Here is an 18,562-nt window from a genome sequence, read left to right as displayed (position 1 = left end):
GTAGCCTGGAGGGGGACCTGCCCGCGCGGCGGCCCGACCCGCCGGGCGGCCCCGCGGGAGGTGACGACCCGTGCGACGGATCGGCGGAGCGGCCTGCGCCGCGGCCCTGTTGGCGGCTTCCGCGGCGTGCGGCACGCACGAGGTGGTGACCCGCCCGGCGGGCGTCTCCCCGGCGGTCACCGGGTCCGCCGCTGCCGCCGGAACGGCCTCCGGGCCCTCCTCCCGCCCGGCGCAGGCCCGGGTCGGGGACACCCTGGAGCTGGCGGGCCGGGAGCCCGGCTCCGTCATGGCGGTCACGGTGACCGCCGTCGCCGACCCGGCCGAAGCCGCCGACGGCTTCTCCGCGCCGGAGGCCGGCGAACGGCTGGTCGCCGTGCAGTTCCGCCTGCACAACACGGGCACCGCCACGTACGCGGACAGTCCGTACAACAGCGCCGCGGTGATCGACGAGCAGGGCCAGGGGTTCGGCGCCGCGATCACCACGCGGACCACCGCCGGACCCGCCTTCCCGGGTGCGGTGCACGTGGCCCCCGGCGACACCGCGCTCGGTTACATCGCCTTCGAGGTCCCGGCGGCCGCACGGCTCGCGCGCGTGCAGTTCACCCCCGACTCCGGCTTCGCCGACCGGACGGGCCGGTGGGCGCTGCAGGGCGGCGCCCCGGCCACGTCCGCACCGGCGCCGTCCGCACCGGCGCCCTCGGCGGCCACCACCACCGTGACGGCGACCGCGACCGCGACCGCGGCCCCGGGCTCCGCGTCCGCCGCCGCGAGGAGCCCCCGGCAGGTGGTGGAGGAGTACTACGCCGCGATCAACGCCCGCGACTACCCGCGCGCCTGGGCCCTCGGCGGCCGCAACCTCGCCCCCGACTACCGGACGTTCGTCGCGGGCTTCGCCGGTACGGCCGCCGACACCCTGACCGTGACCGGTGTCCGGGGCAGCACCGTCGGCATCGCCCTGGACGCCCTGCAGACCGACGGCAGCCACCGGTTCTTCAGCGGCACCTGTACCGTCCGCGGGGGCGTGATCGTCGCCGCGTCGGTGCACTGACCCGCCCCGCGCACCGGCCCGCCCCACGCGCGGGCGGGGCGGGGCGGTGCGGGCGGACCGGCCCGGCCGCGGGTCAGGCCGCGGGCACCCGCAGGACGGCCAGCACGGGCAGGTGGTCGGTGGCGGCGAGGAGGTCGGCAGGCCGGACCCCGGGCAGGCCGTGCGGCACCCCGCAGGCGAGCACCTCGATGCCGGGGGTGGCGAAGACCCCGTCGATCCGCTGGTACGGGTTCGCCGGCACGGACGTGAACGTGCCGCCCCACGGCGCCACGGCGTGGGCGTCCTGGTGGCGGGCGGCGAGCTGCCGCCAGCCGGGGCCGTCGGGGTGCTCGTTGAGGTCGCCCGCGATCACGCCGTGCTCGCCGGGCCCGGCCTGCTCCGGCAGCAGGGCGAACTGGCGCAGCCGTTCGGCGGGGTCGAGCGAGAGGTGGCAGCTGGTGACGGCGAACGGCGCCGAGCGGCCGATCCGCAGCAGTGCGGTGGCGAAGCCTCGGGCGTGCAGTCCGCGGGTCTTGGGCAGCAGCAGGTCGCGGGTGGCGATCACGTCGACGCGCAGCCGGCCGAGGAGGAGCGGGCCGGCGGCGATCCGCCCGCCGCCGGAGAGGACGACGGTGCCGGTGCGCCGGGCGAGCCAGGCCGCCTGCTTCTCGGGCTTCCAGTACCGGGGGGACTCCTGCACGCAGACGATGTCGGGTGCGCAGGCGCGGACGACCCGCACCAGGGCCTCGCGGTCGTCGCGGAGCGAGCGGACGTTGTAGCTGAGCAGGCGCACGCGCTGCGCGCCGTCCGGGTCCGCGCCCGAGGTGGGCAGCGGGGGCGGCGGCACGGTGCCGGGGGCGGCGGGCGGCGGCTCGGCGGACATGCCGACATGCTAACGGCGAGGCCGGGGAGTCGACCCCGGCCTCGCCGTGCAGGTGTGGCGACGCGTCAGACGCGTGCGAGGTCCGCGGCACCGGCGATGCCGGCGGCGGAGCCCATGGTGGCGAGCAGCACCTCGGCGCGGGGGCGGTGGACGCCACCGGTCAGGTACGTCTCGAAGGCCGCGGCGACCGGGTCGAGCAGCAGGTTGCCGGAGTCGGAGACGCCGCCGCCGAGCACGAACACACCCGGGTCGAACAGCGCTGCGAGGTCGGCCATGCCGCGGCCGAGCCAGTCGGCGAGCTCGCTGTAGCACTCCAGGGCGAGCGGGTCGCCCTCGGCCGCGGCCTCGGTGATGTGGATGCCGCGGATGGTGTCGGCGACGCCGTCGTTGAGCTCCAGCATGCGCTTGCCGGCGATCTGGTCGGCGGCGGCCTTCTCGCGGCCGTAGCGGCGCAGGGCGCGGCCGGAGGCGTACTGCTCCCAGCAGCCCTTGCCGCCGCAGCCGCAGAGCAGGCCGTCGGGCACCATGTTGAGGTGGCCGATCTCGCCGGCGACACCGAAGCGGCCGCGGTGCATGCGGCCGTCGAGGACGATGCCGCCGCCGATGCCGGTGCCGACCGTGATGAGGACCATGTCCTCGTGCTGGGCCGCCGCACCGAAGCGGAACTCGGCCCATGCCGCACAGTTGGCGTCGTTCTCGACGACCGTCTCCAGGCCGGTGAGCTCCTCGATGCGCTGCTTGAGCGGCTCGTTCTCCCAGGCGATGTTGGGAGCGAAGATCACGGTGGAGCGCTCGCGGTCGACGAAGCCGGGGGCCCCGACGCCCACCGCCGTGACGTCCGGGTACTCCTCCTTGAGCTCGCGCACACCCTGGGCGATCGCGTCGACCGCCCACTGGGGGTCGGCAGGGGTGGGTACCCGCGTACGCGCCAGGATCTCGCCGGTCTCGTCGACCACGCCGGCCGCGATCTTCGTCCCGCCGACGTCGACGCCGATGGTCAGAGCCATGTGTCCCTCAGCTATTCACTCGTTCCCGCTGAGCGGAACGGTACCCGCTGAGCAGTACTCCCGTACACACCGCGGCATACATTAACCGAAAGCATTTTTCGGATTGCCCCAGGTGATGCGTTCAGAAGTCGTACACTTCATGCCTTTGAGTGATGCCCTGGAGCGCTGATGTCACGTCCTCTGACCTGCGGCTTCACTAGTTGTCGGAGGCCCCGTCGAGGTCGATCCGCTCGGCCTCGGCGTGTCCGGCACCGGCCCAGCGCCGTTCATGACCTGAGACGGCGGCACGGTACGCGGCGAGCAGTTCACCGCCCGCCGCGGCGAGATGTCCGTACACCTCCGGGTTCTGCTCGCGCAGCCGTCCGCCGTACTCCTGCGCCTTGCCGCCCAGGGCGACGGCGAACCGCCGCACCTCGTCGACGAGCGGCCCGAACTCCGCCCCGGGGGACGTCCCGTCCGCCCCGTCCGTCCGTGCGCCCGTGTGCTCGTCCGCCATCCGGCGTCTCCCTGCTGTGCGGTCGCCACGCCGTCCGACCGGGCGGGGCAGGGCCACGACGCTACCGGACGGCGCAGCGGGGGGACGCCCGGCGCGGTGTGGCACCGCCCGGGCGCGCAGGCTCAGCCCCGCGCCGGCCAGAGGGCCGGGTCCGGCGCGAAGCGCACCGAGAGCACTCCGCCGGCCAGCCCGGCACCGCTCACCGTGCAGCGGCGCAGCGCCGAGGGCAGCGGCAGCAGCCGCCGGTACGCGCCGGTGCCGACGACGAGCTCGTCGCCGCGCCGCACGAGCTCCAGCCCGGCCCGGTCGGCGCCGGGCAGGGCCAGGTGCCAGACCAGCAGGCCGTCCGCGGCGAGGCGGTCCTCCACCCACGGCTCCGGCGCCCGGCCGGGTGCGGGTTCGCCGGCCGCGTAGAGCCGGTCGCCGATCTCCTCCAGGGCGACCTCGGGCCAGGGCGCGGCGAGCAGCGGCACCCCGTCGAGCTCGGCGGCGAGCGCGGCGAGCCGCTCGGCCTGCCGGGCGGCCCGCCCGGCCAGCCACGGGTCCGGGGACGACGCCGCGGCGGGCGGCAGCGCCCGGTGGGCGACCACCGCGTCGAGCCGGCGGCCGTGCAGCGCGAGGCCGGCGAGGATGCCGCGCAGCTCTCCCGGGCCGTGCGCGTCGGCGTCGACCGCGAGGCGTACGGACGTTCCGGGGGCCTCGATCGCCGCGCGGGCGTCCGCGAGCGCGGCGGAGGCGGTGGCCCGCGCCTCGAACAGCCAGTCGGCGGGCATCGGCACCCCGGCCACGGCGGCCAGCAGCGGGCGCAGCGCCCGGGCGGCCTGCCGCTGCTCGGGCAGCAGCCGGGCGAGGTAGCGGTCGAGCTGTTCGGGCAGGGCGAGGGTCGCGAGGAGGTCGGCCGGCGGCGGCGCGGCGACCACGACGACCTCGGCGTCGGCGGTGCGCAGGGCGCGCAGCAGGGCGAGCTGCCGGGTGCCGGGCAGCGGGGTGAGCTCCTCCGCGTCGAGGGGCTCGGCGCCGATCAGGTCGAGGACCGGGGCGAGGCGGGCGCCGAAGCCGTCGAGGGCGTCGCGGAGGGCGGCCTGCTCGTCGATCCGGCAGGCCGTCAGCCGCTCCGCGCAGGGCGCCGGCGCCGTGGTGAGGCGGGTGCCGAGGAGGTCGTCGACGGTGCGGTGGGGGTCGTCGGCGGCCAGCAGCAGGGTGCGCCGGCCCTGCCGGGCGCTGTGCAGGGCGGTGGCGGCGGCGATGACGGCCGAGCCGTCGCCGGTGACCAGGACGGTGCGGGGCGACACCCGGGGTCAGCCCTCGACGCGCTTCTTCAGGCCCGCCAGGGCCCGGTCGATGATGACCTTCTCCGCCTTGCGCTTGATCATGCCGAGCATGGGGATCTTGACGTCCACGGCGAGCTGGTAGGTGACCGTGGTGCGGTCCTTCCCGGTGCCCTCGGCGAGCGTGTAGGAGCCGTCGAGCGCGCGGAGCATCTGGCTCTTGACGAGGGTCCAGCGCACCTCGCGGTCGCCGTCCCAGGTGTAGGCGAGCACGTGCTCGTCGCGGATGGCCCCGGCGTCGAGGACGAGGCGGACCTCGGCGGCCCGGCCGTCGGGGGCGGTGGAGAGCACCTCGATCTCCTTCACCTCGCCCGTCCAGTCCGGGTAGGTGGCGAAGTCGGCGATCGCGGCCATCACCTCGGCCGGTGTCGCCTCGATGATGATGCTCGACCTGGTGTGCTCCGCCATCACGGCCCTCCGCGTGTGTTCAGATGTGCGCCCAGGGCAGGCTATCGCGCCTGCGGGTGCACTCCGGGCCCCGCCCTGCGGGTATCCGTGCGCGGGTGCGTCCGCGGGAGGGGGCGGGTGCGCCCGCCGGGCGGGGGCGGGCGCGCCCGGGGAGGGGGGCCGGGCCCTGCATCCGGGGCACCGGGTGGCTGCCGTAGTGTGCCTGTCGACACCATCCCCACCGGTCACGTGCGGTGTGACGCTTCGAACAACGGAGCCGATCCCCCTGGTCGAATGTGGCTACCGGGCAGTAACGTCCTGCCGTCCCGCAGAGTCGCAGACGAGGAGCAGCCTTGCTCGAGTTCAGCCTTCCGGCCCGCTACGAGGTACCGAGCGGCGGCAACCTCTCCGACCTCGTCCACCAGAACGCCGAGCAGCACCCCGGCGAGGCCGTGATCGGCCGCAAGGTGGCCGGGCAGTGGCAGGACATCGGCGCGGAGCAGTTCCTCGCCGAGGTGCACGCCGCCGCCAAGGGCCTGATCGCCTCCGGCGTCGGGCCGGGCGACCGGGTCGCGGTCATGTCCCGCACGCGGTACGAGTGGACGCTGCTCGACTTCGCGATCTGGTGCGCGGGCGCCATCACCGTGCCGGTGTACGAGACCTCCTCCGCCGAGCAGGTGCACTGGATCCTCGGCGACTCCGGCGCCGTCGCCGTGGTCACGGAGACCGCCGCGCACGCCGCCGTGGTGGCCGGGGTCCGCGACCGGCTGCCGCAGCTGCAGCACACCTGGCAGATCGAGGACGGCGGCATCGCCGCGCTCACCGCGGCCGGCGCCGGGGTGGCGGACGCCACCGTCGCCGAGCGGCGCTCCGTGCCGACCGCCGACTCGGTCGCCACCATCGTCTACACCTCGGGCACCACCGGCCGTCCCAAGGGCTGTCAGCTGACGCACGGCAACTTCCTCGCCGAGCTCGGCAACGTCACCGCCCGGCTGGAGCCGCTGTTCCGCACCGGCGAGAGCTCGGTGCTGCTCTTCCTCCCGCTCGCCCACGTGCTCGGCCGGATCGCCGAGATCGCGGCCGCGATCGCCCCGATCAAGCTGGGCCACGTCTCGGACATCAAGGACGTGACGGCCGAGCTCGGCTCGTTCCGCCCGACGCTGATCCTGGGCGTGCCGCGGGTCTTCGAGAAGGTCTTCAACACGGCCCGCGCCAAGGCGCAGGCCGACGGCAAGGGCCGGATCTTCGACGCGGCCGCCGACACGGCCGTCGCCTACAGCCGGGCCCGGGACGCGGGCGGCGCCGGCCTGGTGCTCAGAGTGAAGCACGCGGTCTTCGACAGACTGGTCTACGGCAAGCTGCGGGCCGCGCTCGGCGGCCGGGCCACCCACGCGATCTCCGGCGGTGCCCCGCTCGGCGAGCGGCTGGGCCACTTCTACCGCGGCATCGGCTTCACCGTCCTGGAGGGCTACGGCCTGACCGAGACGTGTGCCGCGACCGCCTTCAACCCGCACGACCGTCCGAAGATCGGCACGGTCGGCCAGCCGCTGCCGGGCTCGTCGGTGCGGATCGCCGAGGACGGCGAGGTGCTCCTCAAGGGCCCCCAGGTCTTCACCGGCTACTGGAACAACCCCGTGGCGACCGCCGAGGCCCTGCAGGACGGCTGGTTCGCCACCGGCGACCTGGGCTCGCTCGACGAGGACGGCTACCTCACCATCACCGGCCGCAAGAAGGAGATCATCGTCACCGCGGGCGGCAAGAACGTCGCCCCGGCCGTGATCGAGGACCGCATCCGGGCCCACGCGCTGATCGGCGAGGTCATGGTGGTCGGCGACCGCAAGCCGTTCATCGCCTGCCTGGTGACGATCGACCCGGACTTCTTCACGCTGTGGAAGCAGGCCAACGGCAAGCCCGCGGAGGCCACCCCGGCGGACCTCGCGGCCGACGCCGACCTGCTGGCGGCCGTCCAGGCGGCGGTCGACGACGGCAACCAGGCCGTGTCGCACGCGGAGGCCGTGAAGAAGTTCCGGGTGCTCGACACCGCCTTCACCGAGGAGAGCGGCCACCTGACGCCGTCGCTCAAGCTCAAGCGCAACGTCGTGCTGAAGGACTTCGCGGCCGAGGTCGAGGGCCTCTACAAGCGCTGAGCCGTACGCGCCCGGGGCGCGGGGAGGAGCGGGCACCGGCGCGCTCCGCTCCCCGCGCCCCGTCGCTTTCCGGGCGCCGCACGCCTGGCGCGACCGGGGGCGCCCGGTGCGGACCACGGGCGCGCGGAACCTCCCGCGCGCCCAGCGGCCCCGCCCCCACCCGCCGCGCCAGCGCCCTCGCCGCCGGGGTCAGGCGAGCAGCCCGGTGAGGCGCTGCGCGAGGAGGTCCCAGCGCCAGGAGCGCTCCACCCAGCGGCGCCCGGCCTCGCCCATCCGGCGGCGCAGCTCCTCGTCGTGCAGCAGCCGCACGATCCGCTCGGCCGCCGCGGCGGCGGAGCGGCCCGGCACGACGTACCCGGTCTCCCCCTCCAGGACGGCGTCGGGCGCGCCGCCCGAGTCGCCGGCGACCACCGGCAGGCCGGTCGCGGACGCCTCCAGGTAGACGATGCCGAGCCCCTCGACGTCCAGCCCGCCGCGCCGGGTGCGGCAGGGCATGGCGAAGACGTCGCCTGCGCCGTAGTGCGCGGGCAGCTCCGACCAGGGCACGGCCCCGGTGAACCGGACGGAGGCCGCGACACCACGGGCCTCGGCGCGCTTCTCCAGGTCGGCCCGGTAGGGGCCGTCGCCGACGATCAGCAGCACGGCCTCCGGCACGGCGGCCAGGATCTGCGGCATCGCGTCGATCAGGGTGTCCTGCCCCTTGCGCTTCACCAGGCGGGAGACGCAGACCACCACCGGCCGGTCGGTGAGGCCGAGCCGGGCCCGGACCTCCGCACCGCCGGAGTCGGGACGGAACGTCTTCTCGTCCACGCCCGGCGGCAGCTGCACCATGCGCCGGGCGGCGTCCGGGCCGACCGCGCCGGCGATCCGCGAGCGGGTGTACTCGCCGAGGTACGTGAGCGTGTCCGTGCCCGCGCCGATCCGCCGCAGCAGCTGCCGGGAGACCGGCAGCTGCGCCCAGGCGGCCTCGTGGCCGTGGGTCATGCCGAGCAGCCGGCCGGCCCCGGCCCGGCGCAGGGCGGGCGCCATCAGGCCGAGCGGGGCCGCGGCCCCGAACCACACCGAGCTGCACCCCTCGGCCCGGAGGATCTCGGCGGCCCGCCGGGTCACCCGCGGCGTCGGCACCATCATCGTCGTGCGGTCCCTGACCACGGGGAACGGCTGCTCCGCGTCGAACCGGGCCACCTCGCGGCCGTCCCGCCACGTGGAGGCGTACACGACCACCGAGCCGGGAGGCTGGCGGACCGCCATGTTGTGGACGAAGGCCTGGATGCCGCCCGGCCGTGGCGGGAAGTCGTTGGTGACGATGAGGGTCTTGTGCATGCAAACGGCTCGCTCGGTCGGGGGGTGCTCGGTGCAGGGGTCGGTGATCCGTACCATAGGTCAACACCATGGCCCGCCGGGAACGAAGCGTCGCAGCGCAACCGTTTCCGCTCCGGGCCGGTCCTCTGTTCCGGGGCCCGGCGCGCGCAGGGTGTCCGCAGACCGGCGGCAGCGAGACGAACGAGGGAGCGCAGTGGAGTTGGCCCCGACCGGGCACACCGGCAGCACCAGCAGCACCGAGCGCCTCGCCCTGACCGGTTCACCGGCCCCGTCGCCGGCCGGCGGTGCCCTCTGGGCGCTCGGCGGCACCTGGCTCGCCACCCGCACGCTGATCCTGCTGATGGCCACCGGCGTGCTGCGCTTCTCCGGCACCGACGTCAGCTCCGACATCTCGGTGATCTACCACGGCTGGTACGAGGTGCTGCAGACCGGCACCTTCCCCCTCGACGACGTGACCTGGCAGTACCCGCCGGGCGCGGCGCTCGTGATCCTCCTGCCGGGGCTGCTGCCCTGGTCGTACCTGGTCTCGTTCTTCGTCGTCTGCGGGCTCTTCGACGTGCTGGCCGCGGGCCTGCTGATGCGGGCCGGCACCCGGCGGGGCCGCAGCTTCACCGGCGCGTGGATGTGGGTGGCCGGTGTGCCGCTGCTCGGCCCGACGGTCTACTGCCGGTACGACATCGTGGTGACCGCGATCGCGGTCACCGGCCTGCTGCTCGTGCTGCGCCGTCCGGCGCTGGGCGGCCTGCTGCTCGGTCTCGGCGGCCTGGTGAAGCTGTGGCCGCTGCTGGCGCTGGCCGGCACGCCCCGCGGGCGCCGGACACGCCGTGCCTGGGTGTCGGCCGGCGCGACGGCGGCGGCCCTGGGCTTCCTGCTGACGGCGGGCATGAACGGGGCGTTCGAGTTCCTGACGTTCCAGAAGGAGCGCGGCATCGAGGTGGAGTCGCTGGGCGCGCTGCCGCTGCACTTCGCCCGGCTGTTCGGGTCGTGGGACGGCCAGGTCACGATGAACTACGGCTCGCTGGAGATGCTCGGCCCCTGGGTGCCGGTGATCTCCCGGGTGTCCGTGGCGGGCACGCTGGCGGGCTTCGGCTGGCTGCTGGTCTGGCGGCTGCGGGCGGCCCGCTGGCAGCCGTCGACGGCGTTCGACGCGGCGCTGGCGGCCCTGCTCGTGTTCACGGTGACGAGCCGGGTGATCAGCCCGCAGTACCTGGTGTGGCTGGTGGGCCTGGCCGCGGTCTGCCTGACGGTGCGCGGCACCAGCCAGAAGCCGGTCGCGATCCTGCTGCTGCCCGCGACGGTGCTCACCACGGTGGAGTTCCCGCTGCTCTTCAGCGCCGTCCAGCACAGCGAGCCGTGGGGCGTCGCGGTGATCACCGCGCGCAACCTGCTGCTGCTCGCGGCGACCGTGGTGTCCTGCCGCCGGCTGTGGCGCTCCACCCGCAGCGTGGAGCCGGCCCCCACCGTCGTGCTGCCGCAGGAGCAGCCCGTGCAGGGCTACCCGGTGCGCCCGGGCATCGCGTACGAGCAGGCGCTGCTGGACGACCTGGACCGGCCGCCGGTGCGCCCGGCGCCCACGGCCTGACGCCCGGGCGGTGCCGCCACGGCCGCGGCGCGCCGTCCCGCTCAGCGGCGCAGCTGCCGGACGAGGTCGGCGGACCAGGTCCTGGTGAAGCGGGCGACGTCGAGGCCGAGCTCGGCCCGCATGACGGCGTCCAGCCGCCCGGCGTCGCCCATCTCGCCGACCGCGCGGTAGAACGCGACGAGCCGCTTCGGCCCGAAGGTGCGGGCGATGAGGTCGCAGGCCAGCCATGCCTGCTCGTAGGCCTGGGCGATGCCCGCGGCGCCGGCGGTGAAGTCGGAGTCCGCGGGCAGGGCGGCGGGCACCCGGCCGTCGGTGACGTCGCGGCCGAGCTCGGGTGCGATCTGGCGCGGGGTGCGCCGGGCGCCGCGGTAGCCGGTGTAGTCGGCGACGCCCTCGGAGAGCCAGAGCGGCGTCCAGCTGCGGGTGGACGCCCGGGTGGCCACGTGGGTGGCCTCGTGGGTGACGACGACCTTCCGTCCGAGGTCGCTCAGGCCGCGGAACGCGTCCGGGTTGACGAGCACCCGGTCGGCCGGGGTGCCGGCCGGGGCGCCGCCGGCCGCGACGGTGACGGCCGCGATGCCCTCGTACGCGTCGGGGGCGACGTCGAGCATGCGGGCGAACTCCGGCTCGGTGGCGGGGGTGACGATCAGCAGCCGGCCGGGCCACGCCTCGCCCCAGAGCTCCGAGACGGCCGGCACGGCCTCGTCCGCGACGGCGGCGAGGGCGGCCAGTTCGGGTGCGCCGCCGAGGCCGAGCACCAGCGAGCGCTCCCCGCGGGCGACACCGACCTTCCCGAGGTCCCACAGGGCGGCGGCGGAGGCGGGCTCGTCCGCGGCGAGGAGCCATCCGTCGGCGGTCCGGTCGAAGGTGAGCCGCCGCGGCAGCACGGCCGGCTGGTCGTCGATGCCGCGCAGCCGGTGGGCGAGGCCCGCGGTCACGGTGAGGCTGCCGTCGGCGCCGGGCTCGCCGACCTCGCTGATGCGGTACTCGACGGCGGCGAACGGCACGGCGGCCGCGCGGTCGGCCAGCCGGGCCTGGGCCGCCCGGGCGGCCGGGGCGGTACCGGCGAGCAGGGCCGTGCGGTCGGCCCGCAGCAGGGCCCGGGCGCGGGCGGCGAGCAGGTCGGTCACGCGCGGGGGCACCCCCGGCACCGGCGCGCCGGGCCGCCCGGGCGAGAGGGCCGTGCGGCGGGCGGCGGCGGAGGGGACGGTGGGTCCGGAGAGCTGGGCCAGCCCGCCGAGGGCCAGCAGCAGGGCGGTGCGGCGCGGCACGCGGCCGTCGCCGGACAGGACGGACCGGCCCGCCCCGAAGCGTCGGGGCAGGTCGGTGACCAGGGGTTCGGCGTCCCCGCCGGCCGGGCCGGGGTGCCGGTAGGCGCCGCTCAGACCCGCACCACCCCGCTGACGGGCATGGCCTTGACGCTCTCGTAGCGGACCCGGGCACCGGGGTACGGGGCGTGCACGACGACCCCGCCGCCGGCGTACATGCCGACGTGGTGCATGTCCTTGTAGAAGATCACCAGGTCTCCAGGTCGTGCCTCGGAGAGGCTCACTCGCCGCCCCGCGTACGCCTGTGCCTGCGAGGTGCGCGGCAGGCTCACTCCGGCCTGCCGCCAGCTCCAGTACATCAGACCGGAGCAGTCGAAGGTGCCGGGCCCGGTCGATCCGTAGACGTACGGGGAGCCGATCCGGGAGACCGCGGCGGCCAGGGCGGCCGCGGCCCGCTCGGAGGAGGGGGGCTGGTCGCCGAGGTCGATGCGGTCGGTGCCGCGGGCCGCCCGGCGGGCCGCGTCGCGGGCGTCGTCGGCGACGAGCCGGCCCCGCTCGCCGGCGGTGAGGCCGCCGAGGAGGCGCTGGGCGTCGCCGAGGCGCTGCCGGATCTGCTCCTTGCTGTCGGCGAGGGAGCGGCGGACGTCCTCCAGCTCGGCGAGCTTGCCGGTGGCCTCGGTCCGGCGCTGGTCGAGCCGGCGCCGTCGTTCGAGGACGTGGCGGAGGGTGTCGTTCTGCCGGGTGTTCGCCTGGTCGAGGGCGCGGGCGCGGGTCAGGTAGCCGTCGGGGTCGGATTCCAGCATCAGCCGGACGGCCGGGTCGATGCCGCCGTCCCGGTACTGCGCGGCGGCGGCGGTCGCGAGGTCGACGGTGAGGCGGTTGAGCTCGTCCTGTCCCCTGGCGACCTGCGCCTGGAGGGACGAGGCCTCGGCCTGCAGGCGCTTCTGCTGGTCGAGTGCGGCGTTGGCCTGCTCGCTGGCGTGCTCGGCCTCGTCGTACAGCCGGTCGACCCGGGTCCTGACGTCGGCGGTGTGCGCGGACGGGTCCGCGGGCACCTCGGGTGCGCCGTACGCGCTGCCGCCGACGGTGGCGCCGAGGGCGGTGGTGGCCGCGGCCGTGAGCACCAGGGCCCGGGCTAGGCCGTGGACGCCGGGCAGTTGGGGGCGGCGGTGCGCGGGCATGCGGCGGTGGCTCCGTTCCTGCGGCGGGACGCCGCCGCCGCCCGGGCCGGGCGGCCGTCCTCGCGGACGTCCGGGGGCAGACGTTAGCGAGTCCGACCGATCTAGTCCAAACCCCTCCATCACCGAATATTTGACCTCCAATCGGACATCAGCCCGGGTGCGGGCCCCGCCGGCCGCGCCGGACGGCCGCGGGCCCGGCCCCTCCGTCGTCGGAGGGACCGGGCCCGGGCGGGGTGCTGCGTGCGCGTCAGATCCGCACGATCGCCGAGATCGGCATCACGGTGGCGGAGGCGTACCGCACGTTGGCGCCGGTGTGCGGGGCGTGGATGATCTGGCCGCCGCCCACGTACATGCCGACGTGGTGCCGGTCGCCGTAGTAGACGATCAGGTCGCCGGGCTTGGCGTTGGCGATGTTGGTGCCGATGTTGGTGCCGGCCCCCGCCTGCGACTGCGAGGTGCGCGGGATGGAGACACCCGCCTGCCGGTAGGCCCACTGCATGAGGCCGGAGCAGTCGAAGTTGGCGGGCCCGGCGGCACCGTAGACGTACGCCACGCCGAGCTTGGTCTTGGCCGCGGCGACGGCGACGGCGGCGTGGGAGCCGGCCGGCAGGTCGACGGTGTCGAGGACCGGGCGCGCGGTGTCGCGGGAGGCGCGGTCGACGCTCGCCTTCGCGGCGGAGGCGGCCCTGGCCTCGACGGCGGCGAGCTCGTCGCGCTCCTTCTGGGTGAGGGAGTCGAGCAGGGCGGTGGCCTTGGCCAGCTTGCCCTGGATCTCCTCCTTCTTCGTCCTGAGCGAGCGGGTGGTGCTGTCGAGGTCCGCGAGCTTGTGCTCGGCCTCGGCCTTCTGGGCGTCGAGCTTGGCCTGCTCGGTCCTGAAGGACTTGAGGGTGTCGGCCTGGGTGGCGTTCATCCGGCTGACCGACCCGGCCTGGCTCAGGAACTGGTCGGGCTCGCTGGAGAGCATCAGCTGCACGGTGGGCGAGATGCCGCCGTCGCGGTACTGCTGGGCGGCGACCCCGGCGAGGCGGCCCTGCACCCCGCTCACCTGGGCCTGCTGACGGGCGACCTGGTCCTGCAGCTGGGTGACCTGCTTCTGCAGGGTCTGCTGCTTCTCGGCCGCCGCGTTGTACTGCTCGCTGGCGACCTCGGCCTGCTCGTTGAGCTGGTCGACCTGGGTCTTGACCTGGTCCTTGGTCGGCGCGGGGTCGGCGTGGGCACCGGTCTGGGAGGAGAGCGCGACCGCGGTGGCCGCGGCAGCGGTCAGGATCGAGGCACGCGTGCGGCCGACAGGCTTGGGACGACGATGGGACGCCACGAAGGCGGACTCCTTCTTCCTCACACCGCCTACCGGGTGAGCTGACGGGTTCGGGCCGGAAGCTGCCCTACGACGTCTCACCGCCCGCCCCTGCGGCCCGCGGACTCCCGCGGGCCGGCCGGCGCGGCCGGCCTGACGCCGATTCACCCCGGGGGAACGTGGTTCCCCGGCTCCGTTCGACAGCGCCCCCTCAGGGGCCTCCCCGTAGGCAGTTCACACTGCCCAGCTGCGTCGCGGACTCGGCGGCGACCACCGCCGTCACCCGGGTTGGGTGATCGACTCCGCGGCGGTCCGTGGGATGACCTTAGTAACCGATCCGTGATCCGTTCAAATCCTTGTCGGAAAAATCTCGGATCAACGACCGTTCCCATCGGTGAATACGACCGGTCCTGAACGGATTTCCATGGTCAGCTGATGGTTTCTCATCCGACGAGCAGGAAATCGGACGCCCGGACGTGGGGGAGATCACAGGAGGATCTCCGCCAGCCCGGGCGTGTCACGCGGCATCAGAAACGCCGCGGATGAGGCATATGTCCGATCTGCTACCGCGGGGTCAGACCCGGCGGATGGTCTTGATCGGCATGACGGTCGCCGACGCCACCTTCACCACGTCACCGGTGTGCGGGGCGTGCACCATCAGACCGTTGCCGATGTACATCGCCACGTGGTGCGCGTCCGAGTGGTAGATGATCAGGTCGCCGGGCTGCGCGTTGGCGATGTTGGTGCCGACGTTGACGCCCACGGTCGCCTGCGACTGCGAGGTGCGCGGCAGCGAGACGCCGGCCTTCGCGTACGCCCACACCATCAGGCCCGAGCAGTCGAAGGAGTTCGGGCCCGTGGCGCCCCACACGTACGGCACGCCGCGCTTGCTGAGGGCGGCGCTCACGGCCGCGGCCGCGTAGCCGGACGCCGGCGGCAGGTTGCTGATGTCGACGCGGTCGCCGGCGCGGGAGGCGCGGCCCGTGATGGACGCGCGCTCGGCGGCGGTCAGCGAGCTGAGCAGGCGCTGCGACTCGGAGAGCTTCTTCTGGACCTCGGCCTTGGCCTCGTTCAGCGTCTGGGTGGAGCGGTCCAGCTCGGCGAGGATGGCCGCGGCCTCCTGCTTCTGCTGGTCGAGCCGGCGCTGCTGCTCCTTCAGGCTCTTGAGCGTGGAGGCCTGGGTGTCGGTGGCCTGCTCGTTGCTCGACGCCTTGTCGAGGTAGTTGTCGGGGTCCGACGAGAGCATGAGCGCCACCGTCGGGTCGACGCCGCCGGTGCGGTACTGGTCGCCGGCGACCGCGGACAGCCCGGACGCGACCTCGGTCAGCTGCTGCTGACCGCGCGCGATCTGGTCCTGCAGCTGGTCGGCCTGCTTGCGGAGCTGCTCGCCCCGCTCCTTGGCTCCGTTGTACGTCTCGGACGCCTGCTCCTGCTCCTCGAGGAGCTTGTCGACCTGGACCTTGACCTCGTCCTTGGTGGGCTTTGCCGGGGCGGCGTGGGCGCTCGCCTGGGCGGAGAGGGCGACCGCGGTCGCGGCTGCAGCGGTGAGCACGGATACCCGCGCGCGGCTCGGCTGCTTGGGACGGCGGTGGGAGGCCAAGGGTCTAGCTCCTTCTTCCTGCTGGACTCACTCGATCGAGTGAGGTCCGGAAAATAGGTTTGACGCCAGACCCTAGTGAAGATCCGCCTCCGGCGCCACTCCCCTCCGCTGCGAAGTCGGCCCCCCGACCGGGATTTCACCAGCCCGACACAACCTCGCCACCACCGCTCCGACCTGGGCCGACGCCCCGTCAGGGCCGGGAGAGCCGGTTGAGCAGCAGAATCGACGCCACGGGGCGGGCCCCCGCCTTGCGCACGCCCTCCGCGACCTCGCGGTCCGTGGAGACCACCACCACCGGCCGCCCCTCCGGCTCGGCCCGCACCATCCGCCGGATCAGCTCGTCCGCGGTCTCCCCGGTACGGCTGAAGCGCACCCGGACCCCCCGCGGCGGCGCCATGATCACCGGCACGTCGAGGTCCTGCCCGTCGAAGACACAGGTCACCTCGGCGTGGGTGCGCTGCGCCAGCATGGCCAGCCCGCCCAGCAGCCGCAGCCGCTGCTGCTCCAGCGGCAGCGCGGGGTAGCCGGTCTTCGTGACGTTGTAGCCGTCCACCACCAGGTGCACCTGAGGAATCGCCAGCAGCTGGTCGAGCAGGGCCGGGTCGTCCTCGGCCAGACCCCGGCGGGCCACGTCGTGCGGGTTCGCCGAGGACGGCTCCACCGCGTCCACCAGGTCCGCCGGCCGCAGCTGGGCGACCGGCAGCGCCAGCTCCCGCTGCAGGCCCTGCGCCGACTGCAGCACCGTGTCGAGCAGCAGCCGCAGCCGCATGTCCTCCACGCTGCGGCCCTCGCGCGCCGAACGGCGGCCCGCCTCCGAGGCGGTCTCCAGCTCGGTGATGCGGTGCCGCAGCCGCCGGGCCTCGCCGTCCGCGGCACTGCGCTCCGCCGCGGACGCCGTCCGGACGCCGTCCAGCTCGGCCTGCACCTTGCGGGTCTCCGCCTGGGCCCGCCGGGTGTCGCTCTCCAGGGAGCGGACGCGCTTGCGCAGCGACTCGGCCTCCCGGCGCACGCCCTCCGACTCCGCGCGCTGGCGCTCCAGGTCGGCGCGCGCCGCCGCCCGGACCTCGGCCAGCTCGCCCTGCAGCTTCTCCACGATCCGGGCCGCCTCGGCGGCCGCGCCCTCGGCGTCGGCCCGCTCGACCTCGTGGCCGGCGTCGGCGACGAGGCGGCTCCAGCCCTCGGGGCGCAGCAGGTAGGCGGCGGCGGCGACGTCCATCGGGTCGGCGGCGGCAGGCACCGTCCCGGCCTCCAGCGCCCTGGCCAGCTCCGGCTGGCCGAGGCGCAGGCGCTCGGCTATGCGCACCCGGAAGAACGGTTCGGCGTCCAGCGCCGCGGCCAGCGCGGTCGCCGCGTACTTCGCGCGGCGGGCGGGGGTGAACTTCGCGTACGGGCGCAGGCCCGACGGCAGGTCGGCGGCCGGGATCGCCCCCAGCGCGTCGGCGGCGATGCCGACCACGCGGCGGCGCACGCCCTCGGGCAGCGGGCGGTCCAGCTGCTCGGACGGCGTGCCGTCGGCCTCGGCCACCGGCCCGGCGCCGGGCGCGTCCGGCAGGCCTCCGTCCGCAGCGGGCTGCTGCCCCTGCGGCTCGGACGGCCCGCTCGCTGCGTCCACCACGTCCCTGGCTCCGATCCTGCTCCCCGGGCTCGCGCGGCCTGCTGCCGCCGCCCTCGAATGCACCGCGCTGCGCCCATGCACCGCTCTGTGCAATTGTCCCGTCTACCGTGCCCCGAGGGGTACCGCGCCACACGCCCCGGCGGTGCGCGTGCTCCGCCGGGGTGTGCCGTGCCGTCGCCGGCTCAGGCCTGCGGCTCGCCCTCGCCGGCCTCCGCCTGGGCGGCTGCCTCGGCCTCGGCACCCGGACGGGCGACCAGCTCGACCTGGTCGACGGCGTTGCACCAGCGGCAGCGCACCGACTCCAGCGTCTCGCTGAGGACCTCGGTCTCCTCCACCTTCGACTCGCCGCTCAGGTCGAAGTGCAGGTACTCCACCACCCGGGCCGAGCGGGTCACGTCGAAGCGGGTCAGGTTGCCGCACAGGGTGCAGCGCCAGCGGGTCTCGGCAGTGGGGGCGGCGATGGTCATCGGCGGTCCTCTCGGATGGTCCCTGGTCCGGTCGGCCAAGCCTATTGCGTACGGGCCCGGCGGCCGTCACCGGTCCGCGCACCGGTACAGGTCACCCGCTTGCAGCAGCGGCCGGTGTCGGGCGGCGGCCGGGGAGGAATGCTCGCTGTCATGGCCGTCCCCGCCCCCGTGCGCGGGCGGGCGGAGGCCGCGACCCCGGCACCGGCCCGTGCCCCGCACGTCACCTACGCGCTGATCGCGGTCAGCACGCTCGTCCTGCTGGCCGGCCCGAGCTTCGGCCTCAACCCGGTGTACGGCACCGGCGACGCCCGGGTGTGCGCGGAGCAGCGCTTCGCACAGCGCTGGGGTGCGGTGCCGGCGGAACTCCTCGGCCACGCACCGCTGGACGCCGGACAGCTCGCCGCGCTGCCACCGGTCGTGAAGGGCTGCACGCCGACCCCGGACCCGGGCAAGATCCCGGTGCTGTCCGTGCTCACCTCGCTCTTCGTGCACGCGGGCTGGCTGCACCTGGTCGGCAACGTGCTGTTCCTGTACGTCTTCGGCCCCGGTGTGGAGCAGCGGCTCGGCCGGGCCCGCTTCCTCCTCTTCTACCTGGGCATCGGCTACCTGGCGACGTACGGCTACGCGCTGGCCGAGGCCGGCTCGGACGAGTCGGTGCGGGCGCTGGTCGGCGCGTCGGGGGCGATCTCGGGCGTGCTCGGCGGCTACCTGCGGCTGTACCCGCGGGCGCGGGTGACGACGCTGGTACCGGTGCTGCTGTTCCTGCCGCTGCGGTTCCCCGCGTGGCTGGTGCTGGGGCTGTGGTTCGCGCTGCAGTGGTGGCCGGTCGGGTCCGCGGTGCCGGGCGTGGCGTACCTGGTGCACGTGATCGGGTTCAGCGCGGGCTGGCTGGCGGTGCGGGCGGCGGGTCTGCGGCAGGGCAGACGCGCGAGCTGACGGCGGATACGCTGGGCCTCA

The 18,562-nt window shown here is 75.1% G+C and carries 16 protein-coding genes and 1 riboswitch; of the genes, 4 read left to right on the top strand and 12 right to left on the bottom strand.

What is annotated here, in order from left to right; all coding sequences use genetic code 11:
• The first annotated feature begins 70 nt into the window (after window positions 1-70).
• Window positions 71-1,048 (top strand): DUF4352 domain-containing protein, encoded by a 978-nt coding sequence (locus tag SNE206_RS28205; protein ID WP_407916317.1) that lies wholly within the window; start codon window positions 71-73, stop codon window positions 1,046-1,048.
• A 73-nt stretch (window positions 1,049-1,121) separates the two neighbouring features.
• Here the strand turns inward: SNE206_RS28205 and SNE206_RS28200 are convergent, their stop codons facing one another.
• The 5 genes from SNE206_RS28200 to SNE206_RS28180 form a co-directional block, all read right to left on the bottom strand.
• Window positions 1,122-1,910 carry an endonuclease/exonuclease/phosphatase family protein gene (locus SNE206_RS28200; RefSeq protein WP_407916316.1) on the bottom strand — a complete coding sequence of 263 codons (789 nt, stop codon included), beginning with the start codon at window positions 1,908-1,910 and terminating at the stop codon, window positions 1,122-1,124.
• 65 nt (window positions 1,911-1,975) lie between these two features.
• On the bottom strand, window positions 1,976-2,917 hold the full coding sequence (locus tag SNE206_RS28195; protein WP_405013724.1) for an ROK family glucokinase: 942 nt from the start codon (window positions 2,915-2,917) through the stop codon (window positions 1,976-1,978).
• A gap of 196 nt (window positions 2,918-3,113) precedes the next feature.
• Window positions 3,114-3,413, bottom strand: coding sequence for a DUF5304 family protein (locus tag SNE206_RS28190; RefSeq protein WP_407916315.1), 300 nt, complete (start codon window positions 3,411-3,413; stop codon window positions 3,114-3,116).
• A gap of 122 nt (window positions 3,414-3,535) precedes the next feature.
• The gene (locus SNE206_RS28185; protein WP_407916314.1) at window positions 3,536-4,705 is read right to left on the bottom strand and encodes an ArsA family ATPase; all 1,170 of its coding nucleotides are present in this window, start codon (window positions 4,703-4,705) and stop codon (window positions 3,536-3,538) included.
• Window positions 4,706-4,711: 6 nt separating this feature from the next.
• Window positions 4,712-5,149, bottom strand: a complete 438-nt coding sequence (locus SNE206_RS28180; RefSeq protein ID WP_407916313.1) for an SRPBCC family protein — start codon at window positions 5,147-5,149, stop codon at window positions 4,712-4,714.
• Window positions 5,150-5,481: 332 nt separating this feature from the next.
• Between SNE206_RS28180 and SNE206_RS28175 the strand changes: the two genes are divergently transcribed.
• A complete protein-coding gene (locus SNE206_RS28175; RefSeq protein ID WP_407916312.1) occupies window positions 5,482-7,275 on the top strand; it encodes an AMP-dependent synthetase/ligase in 1,794 nt (597 codons plus the stop codon).
• Between the two features lie 189 nt (window positions 7,276-7,464).
• Here the strand turns inward: SNE206_RS28175 and SNE206_RS28170 are convergent, their stop codons facing one another.
• Window positions 7,465-8,598: a glycosyltransferase family 4 protein gene (locus SNE206_RS28170; RefSeq protein WP_407916311.1), complete on the bottom strand. Its 1,134-nt coding sequence runs from the start codon at window positions 8,596-8,598 to the stop codon at window positions 7,465-7,467.
• Window positions 8,599-8,791: 193 nt separating this feature from the next.
• Between SNE206_RS28170 and SNE206_RS28165 the strand changes: the two genes are divergently transcribed.
• Window positions 8,792-10,180 carry a glycosyltransferase 87 family protein gene (locus SNE206_RS28165; protein ID WP_407916310.1) on the top strand — a complete coding sequence of 463 codons (1,389 nt, stop codon included), beginning with the start codon at window positions 8,792-8,794 and terminating at the stop codon, window positions 10,178-10,180.
• A gap of 41 nt (window positions 10,181-10,221) precedes the next feature.
• Here the strand turns inward: SNE206_RS28165 and SNE206_RS28160 are convergent, their stop codons facing one another.
• From SNE206_RS28160 to SNE206_RS28135, 6 genes are all read right to left on the bottom strand, one after another.
• A complete protein-coding gene (locus tag SNE206_RS28160; RefSeq protein ID WP_407916309.1) occupies window positions 10,222-11,451 on the bottom strand; it encodes a hypothetical protein in 1,230 nt (409 codons plus the stop codon).
• A 110-nt stretch (window positions 11,452-11,561) separates the two neighbouring features.
• Window positions 11,562-12,629 (bottom strand): NlpC/P60 family protein, encoded by a 1,068-nt coding sequence (locus SNE206_RS28155; RefSeq protein ID WP_407916308.1) that lies wholly within the window; start codon window positions 12,627-12,629, stop codon window positions 11,562-11,564.
• Between the two features lie 247 nt (window positions 12,630-12,876).
• The gene (locus SNE206_RS28150) at window positions 12,877-13,944 is read right to left on the bottom strand and encodes an NlpC/P60 family protein (RefSeq protein WP_407916307.1); all 1,068 of its coding nucleotides are present in this window, start codon (window positions 13,942-13,944) and stop codon (window positions 12,877-12,879) included.
• 10 nt (window positions 13,945-13,954) lie between these two features.
• A riboswitch (cyclic di-AMP (ydaO/yuaA leader) is annotated at window positions 13,955-14,139 on the bottom strand.
• Between the two features lie 358 nt (window positions 14,140-14,497).
• On the bottom strand, window positions 14,498-15,523 hold the full coding sequence (locus tag SNE206_RS28145; protein WP_407916306.1) for an NlpC/P60 family protein: 1,026 nt from the start codon (window positions 15,521-15,523) through the stop codon (window positions 14,498-14,500).
• Window positions 15,524-15,713: 190 nt separating this feature from the next.
• Window positions 15,714-17,075, bottom strand: coding sequence for an NYN domain-containing protein (locus SNE206_RS28140; protein ID WP_407916346.1), 1,362 nt, complete (start codon window positions 17,073-17,075; stop codon window positions 15,714-15,716).
• Between the two features lie 245 nt (window positions 17,076-17,320).
• Entirely contained in the window at window positions 17,321-17,605 is a 285-nt protein-coding gene (locus tag SNE206_RS28135) for a hypothetical protein (protein ID WP_407916305.1), read from the bottom strand.
• Window positions 17,606-17,755: 150 nt separating this feature from the next.
• Here SNE206_RS28135 and SNE206_RS28130 point away from each other — a divergent pair, with 150 nt between their 5' ends.
• Complete coding sequence (locus SNE206_RS28130; protein ID WP_407916304.1) at window positions 17,756-18,541, top strand: rhomboid family intramembrane serine protease; 786 nt, start codon at window positions 17,756-17,758, stop codon at window positions 18,539-18,541.
• The last annotated feature ends 21 nt before the right edge of the window (window positions 18,542-18,562 follow it).

This window comes from Kitasatospora sp. NE20-6, from assembly GCF_045862635.1.
Note: the sequence above shows the minus strand (reverse complement) of the source record. Positions and strands in the feature narration are given on the sequence as shown.

Coding starts and splice junctions, on each gene's coding strand:
- SNE206_RS28170 (WP_407916311.1), bottom strand. CDS start 8,598: ATGCACAAGACCCTCATCGTCACCAACGACTTCCCGCCACGGCCGGGC.
- SNE206_RS28155 (WP_407916308.1), bottom strand. CDS start 12,629: ATGCCCGCGCACCGCCGCCCCCAACTGCCCGGCGTCCACGGCCTAGCC.
- SNE206_RS28190 (WP_407916315.1), bottom strand. CDS start 3,413: ATGGCGGACGAGCACACGGGCGCACGGACGGACGGGGCGGACGGGACG.
- SNE206_RS28135 (WP_407916305.1), bottom strand. CDS start 17,605: ATGACCATCGCCGCCCCCACTGCCGAGACCCGCTGGCGCTGCACCCTG.
- SNE206_RS28130 (WP_407916304.1), top strand. CDS start 17,756: ATGGCCGTCCCCGCCCCCGTGCGCGGGCGGGCGGAGGCCGCGACCCCG.
- SNE206_RS28195 (WP_405013724.1), bottom strand. CDS start 2,917: ATGGCTCTGACCATCGGCGTCGACGTCGGCGGGACGAAGATCGCGGCC.
- SNE206_RS28180 (WP_407916313.1), bottom strand. CDS start 5,149: ATGGCGGAGCACACCAGGTCGAGCATCATCATCGAGGCGACACCGGCC.
- SNE206_RS28200 (WP_407916316.1), bottom strand. CDS start 1,910: ATGTCCGCCGAGCCGCCGCCCGCCGCCCCCGGCACCGTGCCGCCGCCC.